Raw genomic sequence first — 9,198 nt, 5'->3', positions numbered from 1 at the left:
GCGCATGAGACAGTTGTACCTGGCACAAGTGTCTCACCCGCTGCCCATGAGACAGTTGTACCTGGCACAAGTGTCTCGGGGGTGCGCTAAGATGAGCATCTTTTCTCGCTTCGCACTGCGTTCGCTCAAACGCAATCGCACGCGCACCATCGTATCGATCATCGGCGTGGCGCTTTCCGTTGCGCTCATCACCGCCGTGCTCACCAGCGTCGTATCGCTCACGAACATGCTCATCGAGCGCACCGCGTCCGATGAGGGTTGGTGGTACGCGGAAGCCGCCGGTATCACAGCGGAAGACCTCGAGCGTTTGCAGAACGATCAAGAAGTCACCGACCTCACTGTTATCGCCGACATGGGCACCATCTCGCTCGGCGAGGATAACTCGGACATCTTCGGAAAATACCTGTACGCAAAGACGTGGCCGCATGATCTAGATACGAGCGAGCCCCTCATCTCAACGCCAGAGATCGTTGCCGGCCGCGCGCCCGAGGCCCCGGGGGAGATCTTGCTCCCCCACCCGCTTCAGAACGCCGAGCTCGCCCCGTGCGGCCTGACCGCAGCAGATGGCGGCCCGATTGAGGTCGGAAGCCGCATCACGCTCGATTTGGGCACGCGCACGGTCACCAACCGGGAAGACGGAGCAAGCGTCACGGCGACCGCGATACGCGGCGATTACATCGACGAGACCGCTCAGACCGAGACATACGAGGCGGACCTCGGACACATCGAAGGAACCGTCGTGGGCTTCTACCGCGCCTACGGTTACTCAAGCCTCTATTCGCTCCAAGGAAACATCGCCTACGTCTACGACGATGGCAGCGCCGTCGACCGCGCGATCACCGACGATTCCGCCGCCACCTGGGCGGGAGCGATCTTCCGCACCGCGAACCCCGCAGACGCAGAGCCCCTCGCCGACGAGATCGTCAATGTGCACGAACGGACCACCGATGGTGCGTCAACAGTCCATTCCTCCCTCATCCGCTGGATGGGAGTTACGCCCGACACGGCCATCTGGAACACGCTCTACCAAATCGCCGGCATCCTGGCCGCAGTCGTGGTGGTAGCAGGCGTCTCGCTCGTCTACAACAGCTTCGCCATTTCGGTGGCCGAGCGCACGCGGCAGTTCGGCCTCCTTTCGAGCCTAGGCGCCAGCCGCCGGCAGCTCCGCCGCACGGTGCTCATCGAAGCGCTTGCCATCGGTGGAATTGGCATCCCGGTGGGAATCGCCCTCGGTGTCGCCGGATGCTTCGTAGTGTTCGGCCTTCTTGGCGAGGGCATCGCAGCGCTTTCCGGTGGGACCCAGGCGAGCGTGATCGTAAGCCCCGTGGCACTTGGCATAGCCGCAGTGCTCGGCCTCGTCACGCTCCTGGTAAGCGCATGGATTCCCGCCATCCGTGCCAGCCGCGTCTCGGCTGTAGACGCCATCCGCCAAACACAAGACGTGCACCTTACTCGGCGAGCGCGGCGCGCGCAGCGAAAAGCCGCCCGGCGCAGCACGTCCGAAACCACCGAGCGCTCGCTCGGCCTCGCGGGCCGCATCTTCGGCATCCCGGGATTCATCGCCCATAAAAATCTTACCCGCGCCTCCTCGAAGGGACGCGTCACCGTAGCCGCCCTCGCCGTCTCGGTTGCCCTCCTCATCACGTCCGGCTCCATCGCCGATGTCATGAGCTATGCAAGCGGTACGACCGTCGACACCATGGAAGGTCAAGACCTGCTGCTCTATATAGATGTGACCGGCGCCGGCGCCGACCAGTCGCTCGCGCTTGCGGACGGCAAGGTCGATGGTCCCGGCATGCAGGACGCCCTCTCGCGCTTCTATGCGGACGTGCAGTCCGTTGATGGGGTAACGCCCAATGGATACATGACAAGCTATGTCGCCGACGCGTTCATCCCTGCGGGTATGCTGAACGATGGCATCATGGGCCTCGACGGAAGCGCACCGCTCCTCGCGAACGGCTCATGGTATGGGTCCGCCTATGTAAACTTCGTCGATGAGGCAACGTGGGAAGCCTACGTAGACTCGCTCGGACTTGACCGCGCCACGTTCTGCGACTCCGCCCGCCCGCTCGCTATCGCGGTGAATTCCTACGATGTCAACAACGGAGAGACATACGGCAACTACCAACCGTTCAAAGCCACGGGAACGATCGAATCCCTTGAGTTTGCCGACCTTAACGGGCATTTCGTTTCCAGCATAGAAGACGATCCCGCAGGTGGACTGCGCGCCCTGTATTACGACAACGAAGGCAATCCGGTCTACCTGCCCTATGACGAAGCGGTCGCGAACACACAGGAGATCGAGGTGGGCGCGCTTGCCAACACCCGTCCTGTATGCGTAAGCTCCTCCGGTACGCTCCAGCTCATCTTGCCCGCCTCCGCCATCGACCTCTCTGCGAACACGGGATACCTGCGGGCGAGCATGTCCTTCGACACGGGCGGCGACGCCGCAGCCGCCACGCAAGCCCAAGAGACGCTCGAATCGATTGCCGAGGACTATCCCGAGCTTGACATCACGTATACGAACGTCGCCCAGGGCAAGCTCCAAGCGCGCCTCATGGCTACCACGGTCAACACCTTCATCTACTGCTTCGCCGTCATCACGGGGCTCATCGCGGTGGCAAACGTCTTCAATACGCTCGCAAACGCCCTCATCCTTCGCCAGCGCGAGTTCGCGATGCTCAAATCCGTCGGCATGGGCAACCGAGCCTTCCGTCGCATGATCGCCTACGAATGCGCAAGCTACGCGGTGCGCGGTTTCCTGATCGGCTCCGCCCTCGCCCTGCTTGTTTCCTGGGGGCTCTACCAATCCATGATGCTCTCGTACTCGACCTATGAATTCCACCTGCCCTGGATACAGATCGGCATCGCCGTTGTCGTGGTCATTGCGGTCATCGTCGCGAGCGTGATGTATGCGCTCCGCCGCACCCGCACCGCAAGCGTTGTCGAAGCCCTGCGCGAAGACACCGTCTAGCAGCCATCTAGCGTGCGGGCGCAAGGCAAGTCGCTCGGCACCAAGATCGCCTCCGATGCGAGCGCACACTCAACGATAATCCGTGCCCGGCCCCGGATAGAATGCCGGGGCCGGGCGCGTGCATTAGAAGAGATAGCGCTGAAGAAAGGAGCCGACGGCGCCCCAATAGCGGTCAGGATCCACGGTCGAAGAAAGGCCATGCCCTGCACCCTCGATGATCAGCTTCTCCTTCACCGGGCTCGTGCACGCATCATAGACGCGGTCGAGCATCCAGAATGGTACAAACCGATCTTCCGACCCATGGATAAAGAGCATGGGCACCGCAGCCCGGCGCAGGCGGCGCTCCGCCGAAGCCTCCTTGAACCCGTATCCCGCACGCGCGCGGCACACGGCGCTCGCAGCGTTGAGCAAGGGCACCGCGGGCAGCTTGAGCTGCATGCCGATCTGAACCGAGAACTCGTCCCACACGCTCGTGTAGCCGCAATCTTCGACAATGCAGCGAACATTAGGGGGCAAGGCAAGACCGGAGGCCATCATCACCTCGGCGCCGCCCATCGAGACCCCGTAGAGCGCGATGCGCGCCGCAGGATCAAACGCCCGGATAAGGTCTATCCATCCAAGCAGGTCCTTCGCATCGCGCCACCCCATCGTGACGTAGCGGTCGTCGTTGCGCTCATGACCGCGTGCGGCGGGCGCGAGCACCGTGATGCCAAACGAGTGCGCAATCTGCGCCTCGATGCACAGGTCGGATGGGCGGCCGCTGTATCCATGGCACAGGATGCCGAACACCCTGCCTCGGGGCTCCCCTGTAGCCCCGTCGAGCGACTCAAGGGCACGACCATCATCCGATGCCCGGATGCCCTCGACGGGCAGCAGCCACCCCCGAAGAGAACCGCCGTCGGAGGCTTCAATCTGCACACTCTGCTTAGATTCCTCGAACCACCGCCGTGCCTCAAAGCGCCGCGGATCCGATGCAGCCGCCTCGGAATCGAAGCCCTCTGTCTCCCCTGCCCGCAGCCGCGCCATCACGGAACGCTCGGAGCGCGGGTTCAGGGCGAAATCGAAAAGGGCGCTACCGGTAACGCCCGCAGCGCCCACACCAGCTGCGGCAAGCACCCCGAAAACCGGAATCAGCACGTATGCCCCAACGCCTTCCAATCGTGTGCCTACAGAGCATGACATGAGAAATCGTCATGCTACGTGGTACCCCGTCCATCGAGAACATTGCACGGAGGTCAGCCGGATATCAAATGGAAACCTTTGGCAGCGCAGCGATCAGCGCTTCGGCTTCCTGCGCTTGAGCGCACTCGGCGAAACCGTGATGCCACCGGAGGTCTGGCGGATGCGCTGGCCGCGATGACGGCGGGAAGGGCCGGCCTGCCGCGACGGCGCCTCGGACGGGGCGGCAGCGCTGGCTTGCGGGGCATCAGGGGCGCCCGCAGCCCTCGCGGGCCTCGACGCACGGCGAGAACTCTTCCCGCCGTGAACAAGGCGATCCCAGCGAGCATGAATGCTCGCGTGATGAGACGAGCGCAGGCCAAGGAGCGGCGCGCATGCGATCGTAGGACCGAAGAACGTGACGAGGCGCCAGACCAGATAGCCCGCCGTGGCGGAAGCGCCGAAGAAGTGCCCCAGGAAGAGCGCGAAGCCACCCTCGGCACCGCCCGTACCGCCCGGCAGCGGAACGGCCGAGGAGAGCAGCTGGATGAAGGCTCCCGCCGCAAGGCAGGAGATGAAGTCGACATCATGGTTGCCGAATGCGCGCAGCACGAAATACGGCACCATGTACAGGCAAGCGAGCTGCGCCATGGTGACGACCAAGGTGACGCCCATGGACGAAAGATGCACCGCGGCATGTTTGAAGTGCTCGGAGAACGAGTAGATCTCGGTATCCACATAGGTGCGCCACCCACGCGTGCGGTCGTTCGCGCCACCCACGCGCTCGGCAAGACCGATGGCCCAATGCGCGACACGGATCACGAAACGCGGGCAAAGCGAGATCACGAAGAGCCCTGCGAGCAGCACCACATGGCCGCCGAAGCTGAAGAGGCACAGAAGCGTCATGTCGCCGTAGAGCGAGGTGAAGAACGGCAAGCGCACCGCGAGCAAAATCGCAGCCCAGAGCACCAGACTCACTTGGAATACGATGTAGCGCGTGAACTGCGTCGCGCCGGCCTCGCCCACCGGTTGCCCCGCCTTGGTGAGACGGTAGATCTGGGCGGGGGTTCCACCAACCATCATGGGAGTCAGGTTGCCGAAAAACGTGCCGGCGGCCTCGACCGAGATAAGGTCGCGAATGCCCACCGGCGACTCAGGATCGAGCCACACGGCGATCGCGTAGGCAACGACACCGAAGATGATGTAGAACACCATGCAGATGCTCGCGACCACGATCCATGAACCCTGGACGGTCGACATGGCTTCGACGAACTCGGCGAATTGCCCCGTCACCACGAGGTAGACGAGGTAGGCAATGAGAACGAACCCGATGAAGATCGCACCACGGCGGGCGCCCTTGCGGTCGTCCCCGCCCGCAGAAGCAGCATCAACGCGCGGCTTAGGGGCGGTATGTGGGGACTCGGACATGGTCCTCCTTACGTCGGTGCAGCGGACTTCCATTCGTCGGCGGTGCACAAAGCGGCGCACCTCCCTATTCCTTCTATTGTACGGCAACGGCGTCCTCCCTCCTTTGGGCTAGACGTCTTCTGCTGAACTCCATTCCTCAGCCCGACCTTTAGCATTCGCGTCGTATAGGAGCCTCTGGCGGAGCAATCTTCGAGTGAGCACGCAAACGCGGTGATTCCCCGCAAGGCAATGGGGGTACGATACACGCGAGCAACGCGACTGAGGAGTACCGCATGTCCCATGAACCCTGCAGCCATATCCCGTCTTTCACCGGGTCCTTTCGCGAGAACCTCGAGGCTCTGATCGCCGTGCTCGAACACGGCGACAAAGACCCCGCCGGAAAACGCATCGGCTTCGAGCTGGAGCGCATTCTCATCGACAATCAGGGGCGAACGGTCCCCTTTGCCGGCGAACGTGGTGTTGGCGCGCTCCTCGCAGAGCTCGCCCGTAGCCGAAGCGAAAGCGAGCTCGTCTATATCGACGGGCACCTTCTGGGGCTCGACTACACATTCCACGGCGAGCTCGAGACCGTGGGCGTGACCGTATCGCTCGAGCCCGCGGCCCAGCTCGAGGTGTCGGCCGGCCCCGCTCATTCGGTAAAGGCCCTCTATGATGCCATCTGCGCCTTCGATGCCGAGGTGGAGCGCGCCTGCGCCGCCATCGGGCTCGATGCCTCCCTCGTTCCCATAGGCTACAACCCTGTCGTCTCGAGCCCGCTCGACTTGGAGCTCATCCCCAAGGAGCGCTACCGCGATATGGACGCGTACCTCTCGCGCCGCGGACGCTACGCGCGCGACATGATGCGCTGCACGGCATCCACCCAGGTTTCACTCGATTATGAGGACGAGCGGGATGCGGCACGCATCTATCGCATGGCGACGCTTCTGGGGCCGCTCTTCGCTTTCCTGTTCGACAATGCTCCCATCTTCCGCGGCGAGCCCTCCCCCGGCATGGCTCGCTCACGCATCTGGCACCATGTGGACGTGGACCGCTGCGGCATCGTGCCCGGCGCGATCGAAGGGCTTTCATTCGAAGATTACATTCTCTGGGTCTCGGGCGTGAAGCCGATCCTCTTCACCGATGCCGAGCACGTGACCACCTCGACCGGCGACTGCTACACGCGAGACATCATGTCGAATCGCCCGCTCAAGCCAGCGGAGCTCATGCACCTGCTTTCAATGGTCTTCCCCAACGTGCGCCTCAAAGGGTTCGTGGAGCTGCGCGAGATGGATTCGCTGCCACCGCGCCTCGCCGCCGCCTGCACCAGCTTTACGGGTGCCCTCTTCTACGATAAGTGCCTTGAACAGAAACTTGCCGAGCACCTGCGCGACTATCTTCCCCACGGGTTTGCCGGCATGGACGAGAACGACGCCGTGGTGGCGCGCCTGCATCTCGAGGAACAGGGATGGGATGCCCAGGTGTACGGCATGCCCGTAGAAGCGCTCGTTGATGCCATGGTTGCCGTCGCATGCGAGAACGTCGCGCTCGGGTGCGGATGCACGGGCATCGACGAAGATGAACCCGCCAGCGTCACCGTACCCGTGGTGCGCGAGACCGGCCCTGCAAGTGCCTTCGACCTCGAGGGCATCCAGATGCTTGCGCAGCTCTGGGGAAACCGCCTGCTCCCCCGCGACGAAACGGCGCGCGAACTCGGCAACGAATTGGGTTGTGTCCACTAGAATCGGGAGCCCCTGGCCCATGGGGCATAAAGCGCGCCCGATTGGTCCTGGCCCACCGCCAACGCGCGGCACCGGTAACAAAAAGCCCCAACCGAAGTTGGGGCTTTGCAATCGTTGGTAGCCCGTACCAGATTCGAACTGGTGATCTCCGCCTTGAGAGGGCGGCGTCCTAAACCGCTAGACGAACGGGCCATTGTGGCTCGCGGGGCGTGCTGCCCTCGCGCAGGTAGACATAATACGGGAACCCCTGTGCCCGCGCAAGCCTCAATGCCAGGAAACTCAAAAGTTGTGGGCATCTCGTGAAATGAGTGCGATACCTGCGGGAACGATGGGATAGATCGCAGGCCTCTATCGATGGTAGAACGTGTGGCGCTCGTACTTGGGCTCGCAGCACACATTGATGCCGAGTTTCTTGAGCAGCGCCTCATCCGTCGAGGAGATGATGACCGAGAAGAACGCATCGCAACCCCTGAGCTTCGGCAGGCCCGCGAGCACACGAGCCGCCACCTCGCTCGTTGCCGAGGTGATCGAAAGCGCGATGAGCGTCTCATCGGGGTGCAGACGAGGGTTCCTGCTTCCGAGCTGCGCGGTCTTGAGCCGGCTGATGGGCTCGATGGCCTCGTCTGCGATGACCTCAAGCTCCATGTCGACGCCGGTCACGCTCTTGAGCGCGTTCATGAGAAGCGAGCTTGCAGCACCGAGACGCTCCGAGGTCTTACCGGTCACGACCGTCCCGTCGGGTAGCACCATCGCACCAACCGGAGCGCCCGTGGTCTCCTCCTTGAGCAGCGCAGCCGATCGCGCAGGCGAGTAATCCTTGGTGACCCCCGCCTTCTTCATGATGACTTTGAGCTTATCCACCTGCTCCTGGCCCATACCGGTGCGCTTAACGCTCACCGCGGCCGAGAAGTAACGGCGCACGATCTCCATGCGCGCCGCCTCGCGGCATGCCTCGTCGTCCTCGATGGCGAACCCCACCATGTTCACGCCCATATCCGTGGGGCTCTGATAGGGGCTCTTCCCCAAAATCTTCTCCATGAGGGCCTTGACCACGGGGAACGCCTCAACATCGCGGTTGTAGTTCACCGTCGTCTCGCCGTAGGCGTCCAAATGGAAGGAGTCGATGATGTTCGAATCGTCGAGGTCCACGGTGGCCGCCTCGTAGGCGATGTTCACGGGATGGTTAAGCGGAAGGTTCCATACGGGGAAGGTCTCGAACTTCGCATAACCCACCGAGACGCCACGGCTATGCTCGTGGTACACCTGGGAAAGGCAGGTTGCAAGCTTGCCCGACCCGGGGCCCGGCGCCGTCACCACGACAAGCGGGCGCGTGGTCTCGACGAACTCGTTTTTGCCGTACCCCTCCTCCGAAACGATGAGGTCGATGTCGTGGGGATATCCCTCGATGGGATAGTGCAGCTTGCAGGTAATGCCAAGCATCTCAAGACGGCGGCGGAACACGTCGGCAGCGGGCTGCGCCGCATACTGCGTGAGCACGACCGCCGCGACGGGAAGACCGTTGCTGCGGAAGATGTCGGCCAGGCGCAAGACGTCCTCATCGTAAGTGATGCCAAGGTCTCCACGAGCCTTATTCTTCTCGATATCGTTCGCATTGATGGCGATGATGACCTCAACGTCCTGCGAGATGCTCTTGAGCATGCGAAACTTCGCGGAGGGCTCGAAGCCGGGAAGAACGCGCGAGGCGTGGTAGTCGTCAAAGAGCTTGCCACCGAATTCGAGGTAGAGCTTGCCGCCGAACTGTTCGATCCGCTTCTTGATCTGCCCTGCCTGCAACTCAATGTACTTCTCGTTATCGAATCCTTGGCGCATGCATCGCTCCCATCGCTCGTTTGTAACCTCGACAGCATACCAGAGCCCGTCTGTACACCCACCCCCGGCTTCCCGCACCCCATTCCCCGC

General features: G+C 62.7%; 5 protein-coding genes and 1 tRNA gene. 2 read left to right on the top strand and 4 right to left on the bottom strand.

What is annotated here, in order from left to right; genetic code table 11:
- The first annotated feature begins 91 nt into the window (after nt 1-91).
- A complete protein-coding gene (locus AC1VS5_RS08935) occupies nt 92-2,974 on the top strand; it encodes an FtsX-like permease family protein (RefSeq protein ID WP_481218409.1) in 2,883 nt (960 codons plus the stop codon).
- Nucleotides 2,975-3,097: 123 nt separating this feature from the next.
- Here the strand turns inward: AC1VS5_RS08935 and AC1VS5_RS08930 are convergent, their stop codons facing one another.
- Both AC1VS5_RS08930 and AC1VS5_RS08925 read right to left on the bottom strand, forming a co-directional pair.
- Nucleotides 3,098-4,111, bottom strand: a complete 1,014-nt coding sequence (locus AC1VS5_RS08930) for an alpha/beta hydrolase (RefSeq protein WP_481218408.1) — start codon at nt 4,109-4,111, stop codon at nt 3,098-3,100.
- A 138-nt stretch (nt 4,112-4,249) separates the two neighbouring features.
- Nucleotides 4,250-5,560 carry a lysylphosphatidylglycerol synthase transmembrane domain-containing protein gene (locus AC1VS5_RS08925; RefSeq protein ID WP_022349001.1) on the bottom strand — a complete coding sequence of 437 codons (1,311 nt, stop codon included), beginning with the start codon at nt 5,558-5,560 and terminating at the stop codon, nt 4,250-4,252.
- A gap of 272 nt (nt 5,561-5,832) precedes the next feature.
- Between AC1VS5_RS08925 and AC1VS5_RS08920 the strand changes: the two genes are divergently transcribed.
- Nucleotides 5,833-7,278: a glutamate-cysteine ligase family protein gene (locus AC1VS5_RS08920; protein WP_481218407.1), complete on the top strand. Its 1,446-nt coding sequence runs from the start codon at nt 5,833-5,835 to the stop codon at nt 7,276-7,278.
- Nucleotides 7,279-7,393: 115 nt separating this feature from the next.
- Here AC1VS5_RS08920 and AC1VS5_RS08915 read toward each other — a convergent pair.
- Both AC1VS5_RS08915 and AC1VS5_RS08910 read right to left on the bottom strand, forming a co-directional pair.
- A tRNA-Glu gene (locus tag AC1VS5_RS08915) sits at nt 7,394-7,470 on the bottom strand.
- Between the two features lie 156 nt (nt 7,471-7,626).
- Nucleotides 7,627-9,108 carry a DUF1846 domain-containing protein gene (locus AC1VS5_RS08910; RefSeq protein ID WP_287748949.1) on the bottom strand — a complete coding sequence of 494 codons (1,482 nt, stop codon included), beginning with the start codon at nt 9,106-9,108 and terminating at the stop codon, nt 7,627-7,629.
- Nucleotides 9,109-9,198 lie beyond the last annotated feature (90 nt).

The sequence above is a fragment of the Enorma sp. genome, assembly GCF_982429025.1.
Note: the sequence above shows the minus strand (reverse complement) of the source record. Positions and strands in the feature narration are given on the sequence as shown.